Raw genomic sequence first — 24,699 nt, 5'->3', positions numbered from 1 at the left:
TCACCTGAGCCGATCCGCTCCGGCGACATCGCCGCCCGGGCGGGGCGGGCTGAAACTTCCACGAGACGGCGGCGCCCGCCCTACGAGGGTCGTCGGCCACCCCACCGGTTGCCGGCTCGTCGTTCAGGACGCGGGCGCCAGGTCCGCGTTCAGGACGCCGGTCGGCTGGTGGCTTGCAACAGTTCGCGCTCGAACCAGGCGATGGTGCGGCGCAGGCCGGTGATCGCGTCCACCGTCGGGCGCCAGCCGAGCCTGGAGACGGCGAGGGAGGTGTCCGGGCGGCGCACGGCAGGGTCGTCCACGGGCCGGTCGACGAACGTGATCGGCGAGGACGAGCCGGTCAGGTCCCTGATCGTCGTGGCGAGCCGGAGCATGGACATCTCGGAGGGGTTGCCGATGTTGACCGGTCCGGCGAAGTCGCTGTCGGCCAGGGTGAGGACGCCGTCCACGGTGTCGTCCACGTAGCAGATCGACCGCGTCTGGCTCCCGTCCCCGGTGACCGTGATCGGCTCGCCGTGGAGGGCCTGGCGGACAAAAGTGGGGATGGCGCGGCCGTCGTGGGGCCGCATGCGGGGGCCGTAGGTGTTGAAGATGCGCACGATGGCGGTGTCCACGCCGTGGGACTGGCGGTAGGCCGTGGTGAGCGACTCGGCGAAGCGTTTGGCCTCGTCGTACACGCTGCGCGGGCCGACCGGGTTGACGTTGCCCCAGTACGTCTCGCGTTGCGGGTGTTCCAGAGGGTCGCCGTACACCTCGCTGGTGGAGGCCAGCACGAACCGGGCGCCCTTCTCCCGGGCGAGGCCGAGGGCGTGCAGGGTGCCGAGGCTGCCCACCTTCAGCGTGGCGATCGGGTGGCGCAGGTAGTCGGTCGGGGACGCCGCCGAGGCGAAGTGCAGCACCAGGTCCACCTCGCCCGGCACGTGGACGTAGCCGGTCAGGTCGCACTCGACCAGGCGGAACCTCGGCCGGCCGATCAGGTGGTCCACGTTGGCGGGAGACCCGGTGAGGAAGTTGTCCATGCAGATGACCGTTGCGCCCTCGGCCACCAGCCGCTCGCACAGGTGGGAGCCGAGGAACCCCGCGCCCCCGGTCACGACGACCCGGTGTGCTCTCATCGCACGCTCACCTCCAGCAGGTCCGCGACGGCGTCGAGCACGGCACCGACGCCGATCTCCGCCAGGCCGGGATCGGGCCGGCTCCCGTGCGGGTCCCCGTGCCGTCCCGCCCACAGCGCGACATGACGGCCGGTGGGCGGCGGGCCCCACTGCGCGGGCGCCACCGGGCCGAACAGCACCACCGACGGCGTCGCGAAGGCCGTCGCCAGATGCGCGACGCCGGTGTCCCCGCACACGACCATCCGCGCTCCGGCGACCAGCCGCGCGAGGCCGCGCAGGTCCGTGTGGCCGGCCAGGACGCGTCCGGCGGGAAGGCCGGCCAGCGTGCCGACGCGGACGGCGAGGGGGTGTTCGGCGGCGGTCCCGGTGACGACCACGTGGTGCCCGGCGCGTTCGAGCGCCGCGGCGACCTCGGCGAACCGCTCCGCCGGCCAGCGCCGCGCCCCCGACGCCGCGCCCGGATGCACCACCACCCCGCCCCACGCCCCGGCCTCCGAGGCATCCGCCCCGAGTTCGTCGAGGTCCGCCCCTAGGCCATCGAAACCCGCCCCAAGCCCGTCGGGGTTCTCTCCGGACCCATCCAGGTCGGCTACGGGCCCGTCGAGGTCCTCAGCGGGGCGGTCCGGCCGGCCCTGGAGGGCGTCCGGGTCGAGCAGGAGGTCGGCCGGGTCGGCGGCGATGCCGTACCAGCGCAGCAGCGCGCACCACCGGTCCACCTCGTGCATGCTCTGCCGCCACGGCGGGCCCTCCAAACAGGGAAACTCCAGGTGAGCGTGGGTGAGCAGCCGTCCGGGACGGGTGCGGAACAGCGCGGCGGTGCTCTCGGGCCCGCGCCCGTGCAGGTTCACCGCGACGTCCGGACGGCACAGCGGCACCGGCGCCGGTCCCGGGACGTCCAGCAGCTCGTCCACGGCGCCGATCAGCGGCACCAGGCCGGCCAGCGCGGCGGGCGCCGCCAGGACGAGGCGGTGCCCGGGGTAGGCCCGCCGCAGCCCGCGCAGCGCGGGAACCGCGGTGAGCAGGTCGCCGAGTCCCAGCGCGCGCAGGACCAGCAGTACGGGCCACTCGCCGGACGCGGGGTGCCCACCGGGCGCCGACGGGGCGGGGCGTTCGCCGGACACCCCGCAAGGGGGCCGCTCGCTGGACGTCGTGCGGGCGGGACGCTCATCGGAGGCCGGGCGGGGCGTGCGGTTCACGGCCATGACGGCTCGGTCGACGGGCAGACCACCAGCTCGCGCAGCTCGCATCCGGGAGGCTGGCCGAGCGCGAACACCACGGCGGCGGCCACGTCCTCGGGCTGGTTGAGCCGGGCGTCCGGGCCGGGACGGTACCGCTCTTCCCTGCCGTCGAAGAAGCGCGTGCGCATGCCACCCGGCACCAGCAGCGTGACGCCGACCCGGCCGGCCAGCTCGGCGGCCAGCGCCCGGGTGAAGCCGACGACGCCGAACTTGGCGGCGCAGTACGCCGTCGCGTCCCCCACCGCCCGCAGGCCGAGCGTCGAGGCGCAGGTGACGACGCGGCCCGCCGAGCGCTCCAGGTACGGCAGGGCGGCGCGCACCACCGAGGCGGTGCCGAGCAGGTTGACGCCGATCACCCGCTCCCACTCGGCGGGGGGGACCTGCGCCAGCGGGCCGCACCGGTCGATGCCGGCGGCCGTCACCACTCCGTCCAGGCCGCCCGCCCGCTCGGCCAGCTCGGTCACGGCGGCATGGACCCGGTCGCGGTCGGCGACGTCGGCCAGGACGTGGTCGACGCCGTTCTCGGGCACGCCGACGTCGATCACCAGCGGCCGCCCGCCCGCCTTGGCGACCGCGTCGGCCGTGGCCTTCCCCAGGCCGGACGCTCCGCCGGTGATCAGGATGTTCCCCACCATGTTCGCTTCTCCTCGCTGCAGAACGGGGGGCCGGTCGTGCGCCGGGGACGTCGGTGTGCCAGGTGCCAGGTGCCAGGTGCCAGGTGCCAGGTGCCAGGTGCCTGATGCCAAGTGCCTGGTGCTGAGTGCCTGGTGCTGAGTGCCCGGCGCCGGGTGCCGCTGGTGTGCGGGTGCCGGATGTCGGTATGTCGGTATGTCGGTACCGGTACCGGGGTACCGCTTACACCACCTCCTGGGCGGCGGCGATGAGCCCGGTGGTGGAGTGGCCGGGCACCGTGGGCAGGACGACGACCTCGCCTCCGGCCTGCCGCACCGCTTGGGCCTCGGGGAGCTCCTGCCCGGTGTAGTCGCCGCCCTTGACCCACACCTCCGGCCGCAGCCGGTCGATGAGCAGGCACGGGGTTTCCTGCTCGAACACCACCACCGCGTCGACGCAGCCGAGGGCACGCAGGATCTCCACCCGGTCGCGCTCGGCGACGACCGGCCGGCCCGCCCCCTTGAGGCGGCGGACGGACTCGTCGGAGTTGACGCACACGATCAGCGCGTCGCCGAGCGCCCTGGCCTGCCGTAGCAGGCTGACGTGGCCCGCGTGCAGCAGGTCGAAACAGCCGCCCGTGGCGATCAGCCGCCCGCCCGTCGCGCGCACCATGGCCGCCAGCTCGAACGCCGTGCGGGGCCGGTCGTCCAGCGCCGCGCGCGTCCGGTCGGCCCGCGCCGGCGCCGGCAGGCGGATGGCCGCGGCGCCGCCGGCGGCGACGAACCGGGTCGCCTCTGTGACCGCCATCGTCACCGCCTCCTGCACCGACGCGCCGTCGCGCAGCGCCAGCGCCGCCGAGGCGGCGAAGCGGTCGCCGGCGCCGCACGTGTCGCCGCCCGTGATCGGCATGGGCGGCGGCACCCGCAGCGTCCGGCCGGCGCGGGTGCACAGGACGGCTCCCTCCGCGCCGCGCGTGACGGCGACCGCCTCGGCGTGCAGCTCGCGGACCAGGTGGCGGGCGGCCTGCTCGACACCGGTGCACGGCCGCCCGTACAGCACCGCGGCCTCGGGCTCGCTCGGCGTGACCAGCGCGCAGCCGGGCACCGGCGGGAAGCCCGCGGGGTGCGGGTCCCAGACGAGCGGCGCGGTGCGGCGGTTGAGCAGATCGCGCACGGTGTCGGCGGCGCCGCGCCCGTAGTCGGACACCAGCACCGCGCCCGCGCCGCGCAGCGCCCGGGCCGCCCGGTCGCCCTCGGGGCCGCGCCAGGCCCGGCCGTCCCCGGTGTCGACCCGCAGCAGCGTCTGGCCGCGGGCGCGGATCCGCGTCTTGCGGGACGTCGTCCCGCGCAGCGGCAGGCGCACGACCTCGGCGAATCCGGCGAGCAGGGCGCTCAGGCGCTCCCCGGAGGCGTCCTCGCCGAGCGCGGTGACCAGCACCACCTCCGCGCCCTCGCGGGCGGCGAGCAGCGCGGCGAGTCCGGCGCCTCCGGGACGGCGGTGCTCGGTGCGCCCGCGGACCACCGGGACCGGCGCGTCGGGGCAGAGCCGTTCGGCGTCGCCCTCGATGTCCACGTCGAGCAGCGAGTCGCCGACGACGACGATCGGGCCTCCCCTCATCCGCGTCCCCTCTCACCCGTTCCGCGAACCGTCCGTCCCCGACCGTCCCGCTGGTCCCGCTGGTCCCGCCGGCCCTGCACGTTCCGCCGGTTCCGCTCGTCCGGCGGGACCTTCCTGTCTTGCCCGTTCTGTCTGTTGAGCGGTGTGGAGGAAGCCCGGTCGGCGGAGGTGTGCTCGTCCCGCAGCGAGGCGTCGAACGCGTCGCAGAGCAGGTGGATCACCGCGAGGTGGACCTCCTGGACGGTCGCGCAGTCCTGCGAGGGCACCGCCACCGTCCCGTCGCAGCGCGCGGCCAGGGGGTTCGGGGCGCGCCCGGTCAGGGCCCAGGTGATGAGCCCGCACTCCCGGGCGGCCTCGGCGGCGGCGAGCACGTTCTGGCTGGTCCCGCTGGTCGACAGGCACAGCAGGACGTCCCCGGCGCGGCCGTGCGCGCGCACCTGCCGGGCGTACACCTCCTCGGCGCCGAAGTCGTTGGCGATCGCCGTGGCGGAGGAGGTGTCGGCGTGCAGCGGGATCGCCGCGTACGGGCGCCTGTCGGTGCGGAAGCGGCCGACCAGCTCGGCCGTCAGGTGCTGCGCCTCGGCCGCCGAGCCGCCGTTTCCGCAGGCCAGCAGCCTGCCGCCGCCGGCCAGCACCGCGGCCAGCGTGCGGCCCCAGGCGCGGACCCTCGGGGTGTCGGCGTCCACCGCCGACAGCGCGGCGCTCAGCCGGGAGAAGTGCGGGTGCATGGCTGTCAACCTCCCGCCGCGGCGAGCCGGTCCAGGCGGTCGCCGATCAGGCTGCGGTACACCGACTCGGTCTGCGCCGCCACCCGTGGCCAGCCGTATCTGGACCGGGCGCGGCGCACGCCGGCGTCGGCCATCGAGGCCCGCACGTCGGGCCGGGCGAGCAGGTCGCGCAGCACTCCGGCCAGCGCGCGGGGCCGGCGTGGCGGCACGAGCGCGCCGCACCCGGACACCGTGTCCAGGTGGCCGCCGACCGCCGAGGCGACCACGGGAACCCCGCAGGCCATGGCCTCCACCGGCACCATGCCGAACGGCTCGTACCACGGCACGGTGACCACGGCGAGCGCCGATCTCATGAGGGCGGGGACGTCCGCGCGGGCGACGCTGCCGATCAGCCGGACCCGGCCGGACAGCCCGGACGCTGCGACCAGCCGGGACAGTCGCGTCGACTCCTCGTCGCCGGGGTCGCCGCCCGCGATGGTGAGATGCGCCCCGGGCACGTGCGCCAGCGCCTCGATGATCGTCTCGACCCCTTTGCGCGGGACCAGCCGGCCGATGCTGAGGATCCGCGCGACCCCGTCCAGTCGCGGACGGCGCCCGTCCGCGTCGGCCGGGTGCTGCAGCGGCGCGTCGGGGTGGAACAGCGCGAGGTCCACGCCGCAGGGGACGACCGTGACCCGCTCGACCGGCACGTCCATCGCCGCCAGCTCGCTGACCTCGTCGGTGCAGGTGGCGACGACGGCGGCGGCCCGCCGTCCGATGTCGCGCTCGACGGCGAGGCGGCTGGGAGGGCTGGTGTCGGCCGCGCCCTGCCAGCGCCGTTTGACCGTGCCGAGGGCGTGGAAGGTCTGGACGACCGGGACGCGGAGCTTCTCGGCCGCCGTCAGGGCCGCCAGCCCGCTCATCCAGAAGTGCGCGTGCGCGACGTCCGGCCGCGCGGCCCGCCAGCGCCGCGCGAGATGGGCGGCGAAGGCGGGCATGTGCGGTAGCAGCTCGTCCTTGGGGAGCGGCTCGGGCGGCCCGGCGGGCACGTGCTCGACCGTCACCCCCGGGGACATCGTCACCGTGAGAGGTTCGTGCCCGGCGACGCGCCGGGTGTACACGGTGACCTCGTGGCCGAGCCCGGCCAGGGCCGCGGCCAGGCCGGCGACGTGGACGTTCTGGCCGCCCGCGTCGACGCCTCCCACGGCGGCGAGCGGGTTGGCGTGCTCGGACACCAGGGCGATCCTCATCGCGCCCCCTCGGGGACGCCGCCCGGGCCGCCGTCGCCGAGACCGGGATCGTCCGACCCGGGGACCTCCGGGCGGTGAGATTCCGGGCGGTGAGCCTTCGGGCCGTGAGCCTCGGGGCGGTGAGCTTCCGGGCGGTGAGATTTCGGGCGCTGAGCCTTCGAGCTGTGAGCCTCCGGCGGGACCGTCCGGAGCGGCAGGATGGCCCCGCCCTGCCCTGCGCCGCCTCGCCCCGCGCCGTCTCCCTGGGCGGCGACGAGGGCGAGCACCGTGCCGACGACCTGCTCGCTGGTCACCGACGACAGGCACGGGTGCCCGGCGACCGGGCACGCGCGCGCCCGGCTGCCACGGCACGGCGCGTTCTGGTCGCCGAGCAGGACGACCGGCACGCGGTACGGCGCCCAGCGCGCGGCCGGCACGACCGGGGCGAACAGGCTGACCACCGGGGTGCCGACGGCCGCCGCCAGGTGGGCGGGCCCGGTGTTGGCCACCACGGCCGCCGAGGCCCCGGCGAGCACGGCCGCGAGCTCGGGGAAGGTCGTCACGCCGCCGAGGTCGCTGCCGTAGGCGCCGGCGACCTGCGCGGTGAGCGCCTGCTCGTCCGGATCGCCGGTCACGACCACCCGCACTCCGGCGAGGACCAGGTCGCGCACCGTCCGGGCGTGGTGCTCGGCGGGCCAGGCCCGCGCGGGCGCCGAGGTCCCCGGGTGGACGACCACGTACCCGGGCGGTCCGGTGAACTGGTGCACCGAGGGCAGCGGCCGGCGTACCGCGAGCGCTCCGTCGTCGCCGGGGGGCAGCTCGAACCCGGCGGCCCGGACGAGGCCGAGCATGCGTTCGGCCTCGGGCACGTCCACGGTCTCGTCCACGATGTGCCGCACGTCGAGCAGCGACCCGGGGTAGTCCTCGCTGATCGCGGCGATGCGCGGCACGCCCGCCAGACGGAGCAGCAGCGCGAGCGGCAGCGACGACTGGTGGAAGGAGGTCAGCACGACGGCCATCTCCGGTGCGGCCTTCTCCACCAGGGAGGTCAGCCGGTCCACGTGCGAGCGGCTCAGCGGCAGCGGCTCGGGATCGATCCACGGCGCCCGCCATTCCAGCACCCGGTGCACTCCCGGCAGGAGCTGGGCGGCGGCGCCGCCGTTCGGGCCGGTGAGCAGCACGACCTCGCGGGCCGAGGCCGCGATCGCACGGATGGCGGGGCCGGCCAGCAGCACGTCCCCGGCGTTGTCCAGCCGCGCCACGAGCACGGTGCCGGGCCCGTTCACCGGCGCGCCCGCAGTTCGCCGCGCAGGCGGTGCACGCAGGCGACCGGAGGGATGATCACGCTGGTCACGGCCATGCGCAGCACCTCCTCGGGGGTACGGGGGCCGGGCGCGAGCCGCGTCCAGGCGAACTCGGCGGTCAGCGCGAGCCAGGCCAGCCCGGCCGCGGAGCCGAGCGTGGCCAGGCGGCGAGAGGCGAACGCGGACGGGCTGTGGGCGCCGGAGCCGAGCGCGGACGGGCCGTGGTGGGCGCCAGAGCCGAACGCATACGGGGTGTGGTGGGCGCCAGAGCCGAACGCAGACAGGGCGTGGTGGGCGCCGGAGCCGAGTGCGGGGAGGCTGTGGTGGGCGCGGGAGCCGCCGCGCGTCCCGCGGCCGCCGGTCGCCATCAGGGCGCACGCCAGCAGGCCGAGAGCGGTGGTCAGCGCGTGCAGGGCGAGGCGGCCGGGGACGTCGTCGACGGCCGCCCGCCAGCCCGCCCCGTGCAACCGCCGCATCAGCGCGTCGTCGGCGTTGCCGCGCTGGGCGCGGACGCTGGCCCAGAACCCGTCGTCGCGCACGGGGTGCAGGGTGACGCGCCGGCCTTTGGCGAGCCCGTACCCGGCCTTGAGCAGCCGCAGCGCGATGTCGGCGTCCTCGCGGTAGGCGTGCGGGAAGCGTTCGTCGAAGCCGCCGACGCGGTCGAGCGCCGACCTGCGGTAGGCCATGTCGGCCGTCGCCCAGGCGGCTCCGGCGAGCGCGGCGGTGTTGCGCTCGGCGTCGGTGGGCCGCCGTCCGCTCGGCAGGTCGACGCGCAGGCGTCCCTGCGAGCCGGCGACGTCGCCGGGAAGGTCGGCCAGGTCGGCGGCGAGCGCGTCGCGCCAGCCGGGGCGCGGCACGACGTCGTCGTCCAGGAAGGCGACCCACGGCGTGGTGGCCGCCCGCCAGCCCGCGTTCCTCGCGGCGGCGGGCCCGCGCCCGCCGGTGCGCAGCACCTGGACGTGGCCGGGCACCTTGAGCGCCGGGGAGAAGCGCGGCCGGTCGTCCACCACGATGGTCGGCACGTCCGCGTCCAGCGCGTCGAGGACCCGCCGCAGGCTCCGCCGGCCGATGGTGGGGATCACGACGGTGATCATGAGCGGAGCACCTCCCCACGGCGCACCAGGTAGGGGCCGATGGCGAGTACGTCGACCGGGGCGGAGCCGAAGCACTCCAGCGCGTCGCGCGGGTCGTCCACGATGGGACGGCCGGCGGTGTTCAGGCTGGTGTTGACCACGACGGGCAGTCCGGTGCGGGCCTGGAACGCCTCCAGCAGGCGCGCGAGCAACGGCTCGGCGCCGTGGTCCACGGTCTGCACCCGTGCCGTGCCGTCCACGTGGACGACGGCGGGGATGCGGTCGCGCCATTCGGGGCGCACGTCGTGGACGAACAGCATGTAAGGGCTGGGCAGCGGTCCGCGCTCGAAGATCTCGTGGGCGCGGTCGGCGAGGACCATGGGGGCGATGGGGCGGAACTGTTCGCGGCCTTTGACGGCATTCAGCCGCTCGGTGTTGCCGGGTCGTCCTGGGTGGGCGAGCAGTGAGCGGCGGCCGAGGGCGCGCGGGCCGTACTCCGAGCGGCCCTGGAACCAGGCCACGATGCGGTCGGCGGCCAGCTCGGCGGCCACCGCGTCGCCGAGGTCCTCGGGCCGCGTATAGGGCACTCCCGCGGAGGTCAGCCAGGCCGCGAGCTCGTCGTCGGTCCACTCGCGGCCGAGGTCGGTGCCCGTCATCGGGACGACGGCGTCGCCGTGCAGGTGTGCCAGGTGCAGCGCGCCGCCGAGCGCGGTGCCGGAGTCCCCGGCGGCGGGCTGGACCCAGATGTCCTGGAACGGGCCCTCGGTCAGCAGCCGGGTGTTGGCCACGCAGTTCAGCGCCACCCCGCCGGCCATGGTCAGGTACCGCTCGCCGGTCCGCTCGTGCAGCCACCGGGCCAGCTCCAGCAGCACCTCCTCCAGCCGCGCCTGCACACTGGCCGCCAGATCGGCATGGTCGGCGGTCCACGACTCGCCCCGCCGCAGCGCCTTGGCGTACTGGCCCCAGTCCACCGCCTCCACCCGGAACCCCCCGTCCCCGGTGGTGTAGACGCGCTCGCGCAGCTCACCCAGATGACGCGGCTCACCGTAGGAGGCCAGCGCCATCACCTTGTACTCATCACTCGACCGCAGGAACCCCAGATGCTCGGTGACCTCCTCGTACATCAACCCGAGCGAGTGGGGGAGCTGCTGGGCGGCCAGGACGGCCAGGTCGCCGCCGCGGTAGTGGCCGGCCAGGTGCGACACCGCCTCACCCCGCCCGTCGCACACCAGCACCGCCGAATCACGATAGGGCGCGGCCAACCCGGCCGAGGCGGCGTGCGCGACGTGATGCGGGACGAACCGCACCTGCGCGGTGTCCAGACCGGGCAGCGCGGTGGCCAGGAACGCCGGAGCGCGGCGCGCGTAGGTGGTGCGCAGGCCCTCCCAGCAGACCTCGGCCGTCGGGTCGGGCGGCATCGCCGCGTCCCAGGCGAGCCCGGGAGCCGCGGCCGGCGGGCCGAATCCGGCGGGCGACTGCTGGTCCAGGCGCACGAGCTCGGGATCGTAGGAGTAGGCGACGCCGTCCAGGTCCTCGGGGCGCAGGCCCGCCTGGCTCAGGCACCACGCGGCGGCCTGCTCGGGGAGCTCCCAGGCCGAGAAGGGCACGGGACGTTTGCCATGTTTGCGGCGGCTGAACCGTTCTTCCTCCGCCGCCGCGACGACCTCTCCGTCCACGACCAAGGCCGCTGCCGGATCATGAAATATGGCGTTGATCCCCAGAAACCGCATCGGCATACCTCCGTAGGGCCGCGAGTGGTCTGGTTACCGAGCGAAGCGGCTCTCAAACGCGCCTTTGCGCATACGTCGAGGTAGAAAGGTGTGAATCTTGAGCTTTGTCACTATGTGTAGCGAGAATCGGGCTTTTGTCGCTACGGGCGGGCGGCGTCGCGACCGGCCTCGGAGGGCGTCACCTGGCGGCTCGGGGAAACGTTTCCACCACCCCGTCGATCACCCTCGACGCGCATGTGGCTACGGCATTCTCCATGGCGGATGCAGACGTCCCAGCATGTGTCGGCGCGCTGTTCCGACCGGCGACCGCGACCGCCCCGGCCGCCGGGCGTCCTGTGCCGGTCAGCCCTGGCTGCGGGCGGGCGTGGTGGTGCCGTACACCCGCTTCGCGTGCGACGCGTACGCCCGCGGGGCCATGATCGGCATCAGCAGTCGCGCCACCAGGGGAGCCTCGGCGAGAACGTTCTTGATGACCTGCGGGTCCCCCTCGTACATGGCCATGCCGAAGGCCAGCGGGAGCCGCTTCTTCGGCAGATCCTCCATGCTGTGCTTGCCGAGCTCCTGCCATTCGGAGGCCGTGACGTACTTCTCGGCCAGGGGGAGGATGTGCTTCTCCTCCAGCGCCATGTGCTCGACCAGCGCGGCGTCGAGCCGGTCGAGGGCGCTTGCCAGCACCTCGCGGTCGTGCGCGGAAGCCTCGCGGCGCCAGGCGGTCAGCCCCGCCATGACCTCTTCGTTCGTCCGGTCGATCACCTCGTGCTGGCTCTCCATCCGGTGCACGACCGGGGCGACCTCCGTGCTCCCGCGCTCCAGCAGCTTCGGCCACAGCAGCGCGTCCTCTCCACCATGGTGCGCGTGAAGAATGGTGCAGAGAAGGCCGAGATGGTCGCTGACCGTCTCGCATCTGGCCTTGTCGCCCGCCGTGACGCCACGCACGAGGGCGGGCGCGAGACCGAACTCGCGGCGCAGCGAGATGTGCGCCATGTACATGTCACGGACGTCGGCCATCGGGCCTTCGACGGATGTCACCTGTTCCCCCGGACTTCCCCGTAGCCGGTGGGCCACGCGTACCGAGGCGGTCCACAGGCGCGCCGGCTACGGCAGTGCTTGAAATTTCAATCGACATTAACAGGGGGATATGACGAAAAAGTTACCCACAAGTGCGGTGACCGCATACGTTCACCGGGCGCCGCTCTCCACCCGGGCCATGCCGGCGCCGTCCTACGGCGGGGACCCGGTGACCCGCTCGCCATACGAGGCGGATGCGCTTGCTTCACGTCTCGACGTCCCCGCGGAGCCCGGCCCGCTGCCACGACGGCCGGGTTCCCTCCCGCCTCGGTGCGGTGGTCAAGGTGAGGATTCCCAGGACGGTGGCCGTCAGGGCGCTGAGGACGGCGCCCGTCTGCTCGCCGGCGGTCGCGGCGAGGCTGGTGAGCGCGGCGCCGGCGAAGGTCAGCGTCCGCAGCACCGCCGTCCGTCTCCGTACCACCGGGCGGATCATCGTCGCCAGCACCCCGGCGAGCAGGCTGCCCCACACGATGGCCGCGACGTATTCGTCGCCCGCCTCCATGCGGCTCAGCGCCTGCCGCACCTGCGGCGAGCCCGCGTTGAGCGGAACGATGTTCGGCATCCGCTCAGGGAACAGCAGCCACGCCGCGTCGCCGAGGACGGTCACGACCGCGCACCCGACGGCGCCGGCGCAGAGCACGGCCATGAACACCTGCGCGGTGTCACCGGTGCGCCGGGCGACCGCGAACATCGCCGCCGCCAGGGCGCCCACGAGCGTCAACGCCGGCCAGAGATCCTGCCCTGGCAAGGCGTCGGCCAGCGGCGGCATGACGCGTTCGAAGGGGATGAGCGCGAAGCCCGCCGCCCCGGCGACCACACCCGCCGCCGTCCCGTACGCGAGCGCCGCCGGCCGCGCGGCCGACCCGCGGGCGGTGGCCGCCAGCATCACGGCGGTATAGAGGACCAGCATGATCATGCTGAGCGGGATGTGCAGCTCGGGCCGCAGGTACTGCGGGCCCCGAAGGTCCCTGACGGCGACCAGCAGGTACGCCACCGCCACGGCGTAACCGGCGGTTCGGATCACCCGCGCCGTCGGCGAGCTCGCCACCGGCCCGAACAGGCCCGGCCTGCCGCCCAGCCAGGCCAGCGCGGCGAGAACCAGCGTCAGCGTGACGACGAGCACCCGGGCGCCGGGGTAGACGATGCCGGCCGCCAGCACCGCGGCCACCGCGGCCGCCGTGCCTCCCAGATGGCCCAGAGCGCGCTGCGCCGAAGGCTGGACCAGGGCGGCCCGGACGCAGCCGAGCGCGAAGCGCAGGCGCGCCCCACCGCCGTCGACCTGCTCCAGTTCGCCCCGCATGGCGGCACCCCACTCCCGCCGCGTCGCGGGCAGCAGCCACACGGCGAACGCGAGCAGGCGTCCCGCCGCGTCCCGGGACGGCCGCCGGTTCACCACGCGCTCCGCAGTTCGCCGCTGACGCGGCTCGCCGGCGCCTCGGCCGCGGCCCTGGCCATCTCCAGCCCGGCGCCGGTCAGGCGGTACAGATGCCTGGGCGGACGGCCCGCTGGGGGGTCGGACTCCCATGCCGTCTCCAGCATCCCCCGGTCGGACAGCCGCATGAGGATGGGGTAGAGGGAACCGGCCTTGAGGCCGACCTGCCGTCCCAGCTCATAGCCGTACCGCCACTCGGACGGGTCGGCGGCGAGGGCGGACAGCACGGCGACGGTCTGCGGGGAAGGACGTCGGGCTCGGATCACCCGGGTAACTCTACCTATATAGACTTATTCGGCAAGGGCGTGACCGGATGTGGACACGCGGCCTTCACACCTCCGCAGTACTGATCGGCCCGGCACCACCTTCACGGCATCCGGCCCGGACACCGCCTTCCCGACGTCCAGCCCGGCACTGCTTCGTGGCATCCCGCCCGGACACTGCCCATGTGGCGTCCGGCCCGGCGTCGCCGCCGTGGCGGTGGTCATCCGGTCCGGCGGCGCCGTCGCCGCAGGACGGTGACGACGACGGGCCATGGCAGGCCGCAGGCGGCGGTGACCGCCGCGCACATCGCGAGCGACAGCGGGGTCAGGTACGCCAGCGCCAGAAAGATCAGCGGGACCAGCACCAGGCCGTCGAGCACCGGATGGGCCTTCGACCACGCGGTGACCTCCTCGAAGAACAGCGGGACGAACGTCAGCGCCCCGTACACCACCGCCGCGAGGACGCCGACCGCCAGGCCGTGCTTCTCACCCAGGCTGATGGCCAGGTAGACGTCCACCGGGACCAGCAGCAGCCCCAGCCACCAGGGCGGCATCCGCCCGTCGAGTGCGCGCCGCACGGACGACGCGGACGGTACGGGATGTTCGGACGTGGTCATGAGTGCCTCCTCTGACGTCCCCTGCGAACGGACGGCACGCGTTCACCCACACCGCCCCGCCTCCCCCAGTGAACGGCGCGCCGCTTGCAATCGCCTTGCAACGCCCCCGAAGGCGTCGTTGACCGGGGCGATGAACGGCACCGCGTCCTGGTGTCGAGGCACCGGCGGAGACGAGATGCCGAGGTTGACCTCGAGCGGTGCCCGCATGGGGCACCGGCTTCATCGGTCGGCTGCCGTCGTCACAAAGCGCTGTGGCCGGGCGAGCACGGCAGCGGCTCCGCTGAAATCCGCCAGTCTGGTGGCCAGTGTGCGCTCGGCCAGGCGTGAGGGCAGAGCGGCGTTGAACTTCAGTCCCGCCACCGCCTTGGCATCGGGTTCGGGCAGGCACAACGAGTCGGCGGCATCGCGTACCGCCTCCGCCCAGATCTGGGGGGTCACATCGGTGCGGAGGCGCAGCCAGGCATCGGTGACCTGCTGTTTGGGGTCGGTGATCGATGCGAGCGTGCTCCGCAGCGTCATGTTGGCGCGATATCCGGCCCAGGTCCACCACCGGACGTCATCCTCACGGACGATCACCGTACCGCCGGGGTGGACGACGTCGATGTGCGCGTCCCGGGCGAGGGACAGGTTCTCGCGGGCGCGCCGGGTGAGCCGTACCGGGGGATCGGCGCCCAGGAGCACCTCACGCATGGCCTGGGTGAGCTGGAAGGACCCGGGCTGAGAGCGGATCCCCGACTGCCAGCGGGCCTTCCCCCCGTGCTCGGCCTCTTCGACATGGCATCGACGGCGTTTCCAGTCGACCCAGGTCACCCGCCAGCTCCGGCCCGCCAGCAGGAGCAGGCGGGGACCCTCCTGGCGATCGGTGAGCAGCGACGGGTCGGTACGGCCGATCTCCGCGCGGCCGTGCAGGACGGTGAACTGCGGCGCGGCTGTGAAGACCGTGGTGAGTTCCATGAAGTGACGCCGCCCGAAGGCCGCCTCGGCGGCAGGGCCGATGAACAGCATCCCGTCCTCCGTGTCGAGATACCCGGCGGAGACGAGATGCTTCAAGATCGGCGTTGCCGCGGGGCCGAACGGGGGGAGGCCGGGCCACCATTCCGGCCATACGTGGTCGCCGACCCGGTGCTCTTGCAGGCACAGCGCGAGAAGCTGCTGCGCGACGATGTGCCGCGGTTCGGGCGGAGGCATGACCGGTTCGACCCAGTGCCGGCCCCAAAGGAGCAGGAGCCCGGCGGCCTGGACGAGCCCTCCCGGGTCGAGGGCGAGGAACAGGCAGTTGCGGGTGGAGCCGGGCCGCCGTCCGGTGCGGCCGACGCGCTGAAGGAACGAGGCCACCGTACCGGGCGCGTTGATCTGGATCACGCGGTCGAGGTCTCCGACGTCGATGCCCAGTTCCAGGGTCGAGGTGGCGACGATCACGCAGTCTCGCTCTTCGCTGAAGGCACGCTCGGCCCGTCGTCGTTCCTCGGCCGACAGTGAGGCGTGCGAGAGGAAGGTGGTCACGCCCAGGGCGCGCAGGCGTGCGCCCAACTCCTCGACGAGCCGGCGGGAGTCGCAGAAGACCAGCCGTTTCTCGCCGCGGTGCAGGCCGGCGACGACTTTGGCCGCGTTGGCGGTCGATCCCACATAGTCCAGTTCGATGTCACCCGGGGGTGGCTGGTCCGGTGTCCGGTCCAGTGATCCTTCAGGTGGTGGGGACGAGTCGGGGGCGATGATCCGCGCCGCCCGTGCGCCCCGGCTCGACCCCTGCAGCCAGGTGAGGAGATCGGCGGGGTTGCCCACGGTCGCGGACAGGCCCACCCGCTGGATCGGCCGCCCTGCCACCCGGGTCAGTCGTTCGAGCACGCAGAGGAGGTGCCAGCCGCGGTCGTCTCCGGCGAAAGCATGGATCTCGTCCACGACGACGACCCTGATCCCGGCGAAGAAGACATTGTGCTCCACCTTCGTGCTGACCAGCATCGACTCCAGGGATTCCGGCGTCGTGAGCAGGATGTCGGGCGGATCGCGCAGGATCGCGGCACGCGCGGCGGAGCCGACGTCGCCGTGCCAGAGGGCGACGCGACGCCCCAGCCATCCGGCGTACCGTTCGAGCCGGGGGAGCAGGTTGTTCAGCAGTGCCTTGATCGGGCACACGTAGACGATCGAGACGCCGGTCCAGCGGCGATGCGCCATGGCCGACAGCAGGGGGAACATCGCGGCCTCTGTCTTACCGCCGGCGGTCGGCGCGAGGAGAACGGCATCCTCTCCAGAGGTGAGTGGGCGCAGGGCCTGCCGCTGCAGGGGGCGCAGGGACGGCCAGCCCAGCGTGTTGACGATGTGGTGGGCCAGCGTCGGGTGCAGAAGCTCCAGGTCGCTCACAGTTCGAGTTCCACGGCGTCCGCCGAGTTCAGCGGTGCGTCCGCGGCGCCACCCCGTCGTCGGGTCGTGGCGTTGCGCTCCACCGCCGTCAGCTCGGCGGGGGCGAACGTGAGCCGGTAGTGCTCGCGGGGGACGAAGTCCTCGAACTGGTCGACCCGGTCCATGACGTCGACCAGCTTGCGCAGGAACAGCCGTGGCGCGACGCCGACCAGTTCGCCCAGCTCTCCGCTCACCTCCCGAGCGAGTTCGGTGATGTAGGCGTCATCGACCATCGAGGTGACGCGCTGGGACGACGCCGACCCGTTCGCGTAGAGGTCTCTGACCTTGCCGCCCAGCTCGGTCAGCGAGGCGAGGGTGAAGCCCGGCAAGCGGATCTGGATGGCCCGGGGGTTGTCGAACCGCGGGTCGGGAAGAAAGTCGGTGGCCAGCCGCTGCGCGAGCGGCGCGAGACGCTGCACACCCTGCGGCCCCTCGAAGAAGGCCGGTGTTCCGGTGATCAGCAGGTAAAGCCCGGGGAAGCGGCCTGAGTGGATTTCGTCGATGAGCTGGCGAAGCGAGTTGAGCGCCTTGTCACGCGCGTCCGAGCGCACCCGTTGCAGGGTTTCGACCTCGTCCAGGACGAGCACCAGGCCGGGATGGCCGGAGTCGCGTAGCACGGTCAGCAGCCCTTGGAGGAACCCGAGGGCGCCGAAGTGGTCGAGGTCACCCCGCACACCGGCGGCGCGCCGGGCGGCGGCAGCCACGTTCGGCTGCCCGCCGAGCCAGGCCATGATGGCCTCCGCGGTCGTCGGGTCTCCGGTGGTGGACGCCTCACGGTAGCCGCGCAGCGCCGCCGCGAAGGTCGGCGCGGATCGGCTCACCTCGCTCAGGCGCTCTTCCAGCAACGTGGCGACGGCCTGCCCGAGGGTCGCGGGCTCGGCTCCCGCGGCGAGCGCGTCCTCCTCCAGCACGTAGAACCAGGCGTCGGCGATGGGCCGCAGGGCGCTCGGCGGGTAGCTGGCCGTGCAGAGACGCTCGGTGAGCCGCCGGTACACGGTTTCCAGACGATGCAGGGGCGTCTCGTTCTCCGACACCTGGATCTCCGCCACCGCCATGCCTCTGCGCTTGGCCGTTTCGGCCAGCCAGCGGGTGAAGAAGGTCTTCCCTGAGCCGTATTCGCCTCTGACCGCCTTGAACACCGACGCGCCGGACGCGAGCGCGTCCAGTTCCTCGCCGATGGTCTGCTCGAACCGGTCGAGGCCGACGGCCAGCAGATCGAGACCCGCCTGCGGCACCGCGCCCTGCCGGAGCGCGTCGAGGACCTCACGCCGTCGGGCCGCGCTCGCGGGCACGCCGGAGATCATCGCCCCTGCCCTTGAGTCTTGTCCGCCCTGTCCGAGCCGGACGGCCGGGCGCCCGCGGAGCCGGCCCCCGGCCCAGGTCGCCGTGGGGCAGGCCGTAGCCCGAACTGCTCGCGCAACAGGTGCGGGTCCAGGCGTACGCTCCGGCCGTTGTCGGTGATCGAGAGCACGGGATAGTTGTCGACGTTGAGCATGCGCTGCAGCGTGGCCACGAAGCCCGCGGCCCGCACGGCGTGCTCTCCGGCGCTGTCGGCGACGACGGGCAGCGGCAGCGGGCCGCCCGCGTCCAGCAGTGCCAGCAGCACCGACTGGATCTTCGGCTTCGCGATCTTGCGTGGCATCATCTGATGCTGGGCGGCGAAGAGCTCACTCGCGAGCAGATCGGTGACCAGGACCTCGTTCGGGTTCGTGACGGCCGGCGCCGGCGGCGCGGCGTCGAACAGCGCCGGCGCGGTCTCTCCGTCGAACAACGTCGGCGGGGGGACGGCCTCGACCGGCTTCTTCCCCCTAGCCCGAGACCTGGCCGGTGCCGGTGATGGCTCGTCGGCGACGGGCGGGCGGGCGTCGAGCGACCACCATTCCGGACGCTGGTCGGGGAGCGCCCGCCACCCCTCGGGCACCGAGGAGCCCAGCGGCAGGAAGGCCAGCAGCGGGATGGTCACCTCGGCGAGGGAGGCCCCGCCGTGGTACCCGGCCTTGCTGGGCAGGTAGCGGAGCGAGGGATCCCACAGGGCGACGAGCCGGCCGCCCGCGACCCGGGGACCGGACAGCTCCACCTCTCCCTCGCCGGGTGGGCGTCCGGCCTCGCGGTGACGGGCGGAGCCGGCGTCGGCGTCGGCGCGAAGCGTGCCGTCGCGTTCCAGCACGTGCCCGTGGTCGCTGGTCAGGATGACCGCCCTGCCTTGGAGACGGGCATAGTGCAGCAAGGTGCGCAGGATGCCGATGTCGGCGATCGCCCACACGTCGTCCACCCGGCCCCTGCCTTTGTCGAGGCTGTCGTCGATGGCGTTCAGCACCACGCCCACGTGCACCGACGCGTCCTCCAGCGCCGCGGTCAGCTCGTCGCCCAGTGAACGGCCGGCGTCACCCGCCAGGCTGTCCTTGTGGAAGAGCCTCACCGTGCGCCCCCGCCAGAACGGGTGGTTCTCGAACGCCTTGCGCTCATCGGCGGCGCCGCCGGTGGTGAGGCGCGCGGCGAACAGGCTGGCCCGGGACACCCGGGTGACCGTGGGGATCGCGGCGACCACCGCCCGCCGCCGTGGCCGGCCGGCGTCGGGCAGCGGGTCGTACTCCTCCCAGTGCTGCCGGCGGAGCTCCTCGGCCAGTTCGGCGGCGACCGCGGTGCTCATCCCGTCGAGGACGACGAACAGCACCGGCCGCAGCCCTTCCGGATCGTCACCGCGGGCGACGAGCGGGGAGACGACCCGGGGCAGCACGGCGTCCACGGTGAGCAGATCGCCGGGACCGGTGGCGGTCCACGCGGCGAGCTTGGCGGCGAACGCCCGGTTCAGATCGCGCCCTCGGTCGCGGACGAGATCGTGCAGCTTCTCGTACGCCTCCTTGAGCGTTTCGTTGTGCGGTTCGCCGACCCAGACGTCGTCGCGGGCGCGGTCGACCCATCCCCACTCGTCCACCTGCGCCTGCACGGCCGTGCCCACGCCGCTGACCAGCGCCACGGCGTCGAACGGGCGCACCAGCCACTGGAGGAGCCGCCGAGCCATCTCGGCTCGGCGCACTCGATGGGCCTGCGCCGGGGCCAGCGTGTGGGCACGCAGCTCGGCGACGGCGCCGGCCAGGTCGGTCAGGCTCTCCGGTGACCGCTGCCTGATCGCGGTCTTGAGCGTGGCCGCGACCTCGTCGATGCGGTCCTCGAACCCGGAGGGCAGCAGATCGCTGTGGCGGGCCGCCGGTCGTGCGCCGAACTGCACGACGAGTTCCTCCGCGCGGTCGAGGACGGCCTGGGCCAGGCGGCTCTCGCCGACCGAAGCGCCCTCGCGCAACAGGCGGGTCAGGGTGTTCTCGGCGTCGGAGGCGAAGGCGCGGATGGTCGCGTCCGTGACCGTGGCCGGGGACCCTGCCTGCCTGGACGTGAGGGCGGAGATGTAGGCGAGCACGCCTCCCTGCGAGCGCTGTGCGACCTGCTCCGCGGCCGGCGCCCACAGCGCGCCGCACAGGACGCCGAGCGCCAAGGCGTCCTCCGCCCGGCCGCCGTCGGCCAGACGGAACACGACATCCGGCGTGCTGCCGGCGATCTCCGTCAGCCATCGGCGCAGGCCCGACCGTTCGCCGTCACGCAAAGCGCCGAACGCTTCCACCGCGGCAGGGTCGGTGCTCCAGACCAGCAGAGCGCCGGCGTTCAGTTCGTCGGCCCCGATGCCGAGCCGCTCCAGGCGCAGGCGACGCGCGGCGAGCTGTCTGAGCGCGGTCTCCCGGGTCAGCATCGCTCCGGCCAGCCGTGGCCATCCTCCGGGCGGCATCGCGTCGATCAGCGCCTCCGCAGCCCAGCTCTCGGCGAGGAGCCGCGGGTCGGTCTGCTGGGCGCCGAAGCTCTCCTCGACGAGCAGCCACGGCTCGACCACGAAGACCCGCTGCCGGATCACCCTGCTGAGCAGCCCGACCCCGAGCGCGCTCTCTTCGGCGTCGGTGAGCACGACGAGCACGGCGTCGTCATCGCGCTCCAGGTGGACGGTGACCTGTTCGATCACCGCCAGCGGCGACACGGCCGCCACGATGCGGACCGGCCGCCCGTGCAGCACGGTCTCCTCAGGACCGGCCCACACCGGCTCGGCTCGGATGAGCAACGCCCGCTGGTCGCTCTTGGCGTACTTGCGCAGCAGCCGGGCGACCTCCTGTTCCAGGGCGGCGGTCGCGACGGGCAGGGGCCGGGGCGGGGCGGGGATCGTGCTCACGAACGGGGGACCGATCGCATGGAGATCTCGACGGCGGCCTGGGGGTCGGCCTTGGCCAGCTCACGCGCGTGGGCCAGCAGATCGGACAATTTACGCTCCAGGTCGGAGTCGGGCGCGGGAAGCGTCCGGGCCTCGTCGAGCAGCCGCGTCAGGCTCTCCTCCAGCAGGGACACCGGCCCCTGGTACACGACCTTCGCCGTCGCCGGTGGCCGTGAAGGTGGTGTCACCGCGTCGCGGAGCAGCCTGGACGCGGCCGAGGCGGCCTTCGCCAGCGCCGGAACCAGGGGGAGGGTCAACTCATCGGCCAACGCGACCTGCCGCAGCTCGCCGAGGATGAGCCCGGCCCGCGTGCGATGCGGCTCGGGCAGGTCGGCGATCAGCGCGAAGCTGTCCCAGCGCGCGGCCCGTAACGCGGCCACGACCGTCGCCGCGCTCTTGATGCTCGTGCCCGCCCGCTCGGGCGCCTCGCCGACGTCGGCGGTGGCGAGCCGCTCGATGATCTCCAGCTTGGCGTGCTGTGAGGTGAGGCCGTCGAGCAGGTCGGCGGCCAGGCGCGCGGTCCGCAGCCGGCCGTCCTTCGCCTCCAGGTGCAGGCCCAGCATGTCATGGTGGTTCTCCAACTCGGCGACGAGCTGGTGGGCGGCGTCGCGGAAGCGGCGCGCGTCGTCGGAGAGCGCCCGGGCGAACAGGCCGGCCAGCCGTGCCCGGCGGGCGGCGGGTGGGTTCTGGCCGAACAGGTCCATCGCGCGCCGGCGTGCGGCCTCCCACACCTCCTCGCTCGGGGGCTTCTGCTCGCGCAGGGCCATGTCGTCCCGGATCTGCGTGAGCTCGGGGTTGACCGGGCCGCCGTGCTGGACCCACGCCCGGTCGGTCTGCTCGGCGAAGCAGGCGATCACCAGGTGGACGACCAGCCGGTCCATCCCGCGCGCGTCGGGCCGGCCGTCGGCGCCGTTGATCCAGCCGGCCAGCGCGGGGACCTTCAGGTCGCCGTCGACGCCGTCCTGAGCCACGCATTGGTGGATGTGGCGCCGCCAGTGGGTGCCGAGGACGAAGGCGGCCTCGTGCATCTCGCCGAGCAGCAGAGGGTTGGCGATGCGGCGCATGGTGGCCCGGTGCGGCCGGTCGACCTCCACCCGGCCGTCGGGTGACTCGACGGCCTTGCGCACGTAGTCGAGCACCAGCCTGGCGTCACCCGGCTTGACGACGGCGGTGGCGCCCGCACCGTCCGGGTCGAAGTCGGGATGTGCGGGGAACTGGCTGGTCATCATCTGGCCGGCCAGCCGATGCATGGCCTCCGCCAGAGAGGCGCCCGAAGGCAGGCGCGGGTGCAGTTCCTCCGACAGCGACAGCAGATGATCGTCGAAGCCGGTGACGACGTCGCCCTGTTGCTTGATCGTCAGCCCGTACGCCTGGCGCAGGGTGTCGGTCAGCCTGCCCTGCAGGACGTCCCGCTGGCCGCTGAGCGTCTGGCGCGCGCGGTGCCGGTCGGTCGGGCCGAGGTCCTTGGCGAGTTCTTCGAACCGCTGGCCGTGCAGCGCGTATTCGATGGTCACGAGCTTGCGCAGGTCCTGGGTGCGCTCGGTGGACAGCGAGGCGGGCACCCAGCAGAGCGTGCGGTCGCGAAAGCCCTTCGCGAACATCATCTGGACGCGGTTGCGGTCGTCGGCAGGGGTGTAGTCACCCTCGTCGAAGGGGTAGTCGATGATGAGCCGCCAGCTCGCGGGGCCGGCCGGATGGAAGACGTCGTCGCGCAGGTCGTCGTGGTCGCGGATGTTGCCGAAGACGACCTCCACCGAGCGTCTGCTGCCGCGCCAGGCGAAGTCGTACCGGTCGCCGCCGTACTCACCGGTCTCGGTGACGCCCAGTTCCTTGTAGAGCAGCTTCCTGACGAGGTTCTTGCGGGTGCCGGCGGTGTCGGCCCCCGCGTTGCGGGCGTTCTCCAGGATGGAGTCGACGTCGATGCCGACGAGTTCCAGGCCGACGCCCGGGTCGTCGCCCTTGGTGAACTTGATCTCGTTGAACTGGCCGGCCCACTCTTCGACCTTGCGGGCGACCTGTCCGACCTCGCCTCCGGGGATGGGGCTGGTGACGCTGCCGTGGTTGAGCGCGGCCAGGCGGCCGGCGGTGAGGTTGTGCAGCGCCGGGACGGTGGGCGCGAGCGCGGACAACAGCAGCGTCTTGATCAGCCGGTCGTCGCCGGTGAAGGCCCGGACCCGGGCCACCAGCCGCGCGTCGGACGCCTCACCGCGCCGCACCCGGCTGATCTCCTCTTCGGTGAGGTCTCCGTACCGGGACAACAGGTGCGGGCGGAGCTTGGTGTCGTAGAGCTTCTGCGCGGCCTCGAACTCGACCTTGAGCTTCTGCGTGAACGGCTCGTCACCGCCCTCGGCGATCACGTCGTAAAGGTCGCCGAGGGGGATCAGCTCGCCCAGGCGCAGGTCGTCGCGGCGGCGGATCAGGATGCGCCGCATGAGCTTCAGCGCGGTGCGGGAGCGTTGGAGGGCGCTGGAGATGTGCACCAGCGTGTCCATGAAGGCCGGGCTGAACGGATAGGTCTTGCGGAACGCCTCGATGTCGGCGCCGGTCGCGTCGCCGGTGCCGAGCAGGGTGTCCCACACCTCGCGCCGCACCTTCCCGGTCTGGTCGAAGGCACGGGCGATCGCGGCCTCGGCCGTGGAGTCCTTGGGGGTGAGCAGCCGTTGCCGGGTGATCTCTGGAAGGTTGCGGTCTTCCAAGGTGATCGTGTCGAAACGTCCCTTGGCGAGGTCCAGCGTGTCCTGGAACCCCAGCTCGACGGCGCCGATCACCTCCTGGCCGACCAGCTCGCGCAGGTCGCGCTGGCGGGCGATGAGGCTGATCACCGGTACAGGCCGGGTCGCGTCGCCCGATTCGACGAAGTTGGTGATTTTCTGGACCTCGCGGGCCACGAACTTGGAGTCGCCCACCGAGTTGGCGAGCCAGAGGATGAGCTCGTCGAGGAAGAGGATGAGGGCGTCGTAGCCGAGGTCCTTGGCGTGCCGGCTGAGCTCCCACAGGCCGCGGTCGAGGGAGACGTACCCTTCGGCGTCCTCTTTGGCGTTGGTGAAGAAGCCCCGGTTCCAGGTCTGCAGCAGGTCGTTCACCAGGCGGCGCCGAAGCGTGTCTCCGGGGGTGAGGGCGACGGGGTGGTCGGTGTCGCCGTCGGCGGCGTCCGCGTGGGACCCGGCGAACGCGGCGTCGAGCTTCTCGGGCGTCCAGAACGCCGCTGTGTCGCCCCATTCGTCGGGCTCCGCGGGCCCGTCGCCGCCGGGGAGCCCGCGGATGAACGCCTGGTCGCCGATCTGGGCACGGAGATGGCGCGCCTGTTCGAGCAGGGCGTCGGTGCGGTGGACGGCCGGGATGGGCGAGCCTGGTTCGAGGGCGCGGACGTAGTCGACGTACCGGCCGAGGACGCGGTGCTCCAGGGACTTGGCGTCCAGGAGATGGAACGGTACAAGGAGGAAGCGCCTGCCGACCAGCCAGTCGTGCCTGGCCAGCAGGCCGGCGAACTCCTTGCGCTCGCGCGCGGCCTTCTCGCCGCGCAGCAGGGCGTGCAGCACCGCCATGAAGTGCGACTTTCCTGCGCCGAACGACCCGTGCAGGTATGCGGCTTTGGAGCCGTTCCCGGTCACCGCCGCTTTGATCAGCCCGAGCGCCCGGTCGTAGTTCGCGACGAGGTCGTCGGTGATGACGTAGTCGCGAAGTGTCGACTCGGCGTCTGTCACTCCCTCGGCGAGCTTGAGCACGAAATCGCTGTCGCTCATCTCCTCGGGGATGTCGATGAACTCCCGGAGTAACGGCTGCTGGCCCGGCGTCGTCATGACCCTCACTTGTTTGACCTGCGGCAGGAACATTGTTGAGCTCATCAAGGTAGCCGTGCGGCCACGTCATATGGAAGTGGGGCCGGAATGCTGCACTGGGAGATTTAGTAGCGAATGAGTGTTTTGTCGGGTTCATTGAAGCTAAGTATCACGAATATTCGACGTCCCGCCCGCTCGCCGACTCCTTGATCCCGTACAGTTGCCAACGCCCGTTCACGCGGTTTCTTCACAGAGACGAGGGTAGAGGG

The 24,699-nt window shown here is 73.1% G+C and carries 16 protein-coding genes and 1 pseudogene; all 17 read right to left on the bottom strand.

Annotated features, from left to right (window positions below; translation table 11 throughout):
• Positions 1–149: 149 nt before the first annotated feature.
• Positions 150–1,115 carry a UDP-glucuronic acid decarboxylase family protein gene (locus ACFQSB_RS07445; protein ID WP_380825133.1) on the bottom strand — a complete coding sequence of 322 codons (966 nt, stop codon included), beginning with the start codon at positions 1,113–1,115 and terminating at the stop codon, positions 150–152.
• Positions 1,112–2,317 (bottom strand): glycosyltransferase family 9 protein, encoded by a 1,206-nt coding sequence (locus tag ACFQSB_RS07440; protein WP_380825132.1) that lies wholly within the window; start codon positions 2,315–2,317, stop codon positions 1,112–1,114. The genes ACFQSB_RS07445 and ACFQSB_RS07440 overlap by 4 nt, the downstream gene beginning before the upstream one ends.
• Positions 2,308–2,988: an SDR family oxidoreductase gene (locus ACFQSB_RS07435; protein ID WP_380825131.1), complete on the bottom strand. Its 681-nt coding sequence runs from the start codon at positions 2,986–2,988 to the stop codon at positions 2,308–2,310. The genes ACFQSB_RS07440 and ACFQSB_RS07435 overlap by 10 nt, the downstream gene beginning before the upstream one ends.
• A gap of 220 nt (positions 2,989–3,208) precedes the next feature.
• Positions 3,209–4,582: a D-glycero-beta-D-manno-heptose 1-phosphate adenylyltransferase gene (gene rfaE2 / locus ACFQSB_RS07430; protein WP_380825129.1), complete on the bottom strand. Its 1,374-nt coding sequence runs from the start codon at positions 4,580–4,582 to the stop codon at positions 3,209–3,211.
• On the bottom strand, positions 4,579–5,310 hold the full coding sequence (locus ACFQSB_RS07425; RefSeq protein WP_459117327.1) for a D-sedoheptulose-7-phosphate isomerase: 732 nt from the start codon (positions 5,308–5,310) through the stop codon (positions 4,579–4,581). The genes rfaE2 and ACFQSB_RS07425 overlap by 4 nt, the downstream gene beginning before the upstream one ends.
• 5 nt (positions 5,311–5,315) lie before the next feature.
• Positions 5,316–6,539 carry a glycosyltransferase gene (locus ACFQSB_RS07420; protein ID WP_380825128.1) on the bottom strand — a complete coding sequence of 408 codons (1,224 nt, stop codon included), beginning with the start codon at positions 6,537–6,539 and terminating at the stop codon, positions 5,316–5,318.
• Positions 6,540–6,781: 242 nt separating this feature from the next.
• A pseudogene (locus tag ACFQSB_RS07415) lies at positions 6,782–7,804 on the bottom strand (glycosyltransferase family 9 protein); the annotation flags it as partial.
• Positions 7,801–8,916: a glycosyltransferase family 2 protein gene (locus ACFQSB_RS07410; protein WP_380825125.1), complete on the bottom strand. Its 1,116-nt coding sequence runs from the start codon at positions 8,914–8,916 to the stop codon at positions 7,801–7,803. The pseudogene ACFQSB_RS07415 and the gene ACFQSB_RS07410, both read right to left, overlap by 4 nt.
• A complete protein-coding gene (locus ACFQSB_RS07405) occupies positions 8,913–10,625 on the bottom strand; it encodes a carbamoyltransferase family protein (RefSeq protein WP_380825124.1) in 1,713 nt (570 codons plus the stop codon). Before ACFQSB_RS07405 ends, ACFQSB_RS07410 begins: the two co-directional genes overlap by 4 nt.
• A 342-nt stretch (positions 10,626–10,967) precedes the next feature.
• The gene (locus tag ACFQSB_RS07400) at positions 10,968–11,654 is read right to left on the bottom strand and encodes a hemerythrin domain-containing protein (protein ID WP_380825123.1); all 687 of its coding nucleotides are present in this window, start codon (positions 11,652–11,654) and stop codon (positions 10,968–10,970) included.
• A gap of 244 nt (positions 11,655–11,898) precedes the next feature.
• Positions 11,899–13,086, bottom strand: a complete 1,188-nt coding sequence (locus ACFQSB_RS07395; RefSeq protein WP_380825121.1) for a hypothetical protein — start codon at positions 13,084–13,086, stop codon at positions 11,899–11,901.
• Positions 13,083–13,391 carry a PadR family transcriptional regulator gene (locus tag ACFQSB_RS07390; RefSeq protein WP_354853543.1) on the bottom strand — a complete coding sequence of 103 codons (309 nt, stop codon included), beginning with the start codon at positions 13,389–13,391 and terminating at the stop codon, positions 13,083–13,085. The genes ACFQSB_RS07395 and ACFQSB_RS07390 overlap by 4 nt, the downstream gene beginning before the upstream one ends.
• 218 nt (positions 13,392–13,609) lie before the next feature.
• On the bottom strand, positions 13,610–14,005 hold the full coding sequence (locus tag ACFQSB_RS07385) for a hypothetical protein (RefSeq protein WP_380825120.1): 396 nt from the start codon (positions 14,003–14,005) through the stop codon (positions 13,610–13,612).
• Positions 14,006–14,224: 219 nt separating this feature from the next.
• The gene (locus ACFQSB_RS07380) at positions 14,225–16,363 is read right to left on the bottom strand and encodes a DEAD/DEAH box helicase (RefSeq protein ID WP_380825118.1); all 2,139 of its coding nucleotides are present in this window, start codon (positions 16,361–16,363) and stop codon (positions 14,225–14,227) included.
• Positions 16,360–17,694 (bottom strand): BREX system ATP-binding protein BrxD, encoded by a 1,335-nt coding sequence (brxD, locus tag ACFQSB_RS07375; protein WP_380825117.1) that lies wholly within the window; start codon positions 17,692–17,694, stop codon positions 16,360–16,362. Before brxD ends, ACFQSB_RS07380 begins: the two co-directional genes overlap by 4 nt.
• Positions 17,695–17,702: 8 nt before the next feature.
• Positions 17,703–20,612, bottom strand: a complete 2,910-nt coding sequence (pglZ, locus tag ACFQSB_RS07370; RefSeq protein ID WP_380825116.1) for a BREX-2 system phosphatase PglZ — start codon at positions 20,610–20,612, stop codon at positions 17,703–17,705.
• Positions 20,609–24,496: a hypothetical protein gene (locus ACFQSB_RS07365; RefSeq protein WP_380825114.1), complete on the bottom strand. Its 3,888-nt coding sequence runs from the start codon at positions 24,494–24,496 to the stop codon at positions 20,609–20,611. Before ACFQSB_RS07365 ends, pglZ begins: the two co-directional genes overlap by 4 nt.
• Between the last annotated feature and the right edge of the window lie 203 nt (positions 24,497–24,699).

Source organism: Sphaerisporangium rhizosphaerae (genome assembly GCF_042665155.1).
GTDB lineage: Bacteria > Actinomycetota > Actinomycetes > Streptosporangiales > Streptosporangiaceae > Sphaerisporangium > Sphaerisporangium rhizosphaerae.
Note: the sequence above shows the minus strand (reverse complement) of the source record. Positions and strands in the feature narration are given on the sequence as shown.

Excerpts from the sequence above, each read along its gene's own strand:
- ACFQSB_RS07385 (WP_380825120.1), bottom strand. The coding sequence starts at position 14,005 with ATGACCACGTCCGAACATCCCGTACCGTCCGCGTCGTCCGTGCGGCGC.
- ACFQSB_RS07445 (WP_380825133.1), bottom strand. The coding sequence starts at position 1,115 with ATGAGAGCACACCGGGTCGTCGTGACCGGGGGCGCGGGGTTCCTCGGC.
- ACFQSB_RS07435 (WP_380825131.1), bottom strand. The coding sequence starts at position 2,988 with ATGGTGGGGAACATCCTGATCACCGGCGGAGCGTCCGGCCTGGGGAAG.
- ACFQSB_RS07440 (WP_380825132.1), bottom strand. The coding sequence starts at position 2,317 with ATGGCCGTGAACCGCACGCCCCGCCCGGCCTCCGATGAGCGTCCCGCC.
- ACFQSB_RS07420 (WP_380825128.1), bottom strand. The coding sequence starts at position 6,539 with ATGAGGATCGCCCTGGTGTCCGAGCACGCCAACCCGCTCGCCGCCGTG.
- ACFQSB_RS07405 (WP_380825124.1), bottom strand. The coding sequence starts at position 10,625 with ATGCGGTTTCTGGGGATCAACGCCATATTTCATGATCCGGCAGCGGCC.
- ACFQSB_RS07365 (WP_380825114.1), bottom strand. The coding sequence starts at position 24,496 with ATGAGCTCAACAATGTTCCTGCCGCAGGTCAAACAAGTGAGGGTCATG.
- rfaE2 (WP_380825129.1), bottom strand. The coding sequence starts at position 4,582 with ATGAGGGGAGGCCCGATCGTCGTCGTCGGCGACTCGCTGCTCGACGTG.
- ACFQSB_RS07425 (WP_459117327.1), bottom strand. The coding sequence starts at position 5,310 with ATGCACCCGCACTTCTCCCGGCTGAGCGCCGCGCTGTCGGCGGTGGAC.
- ACFQSB_RS07410 (WP_380825125.1), bottom strand. The coding sequence starts at position 8,916 with ATGATCACCGTCGTGATCCCCACCATCGGCCGGCGGAGCCTGCGGCGG.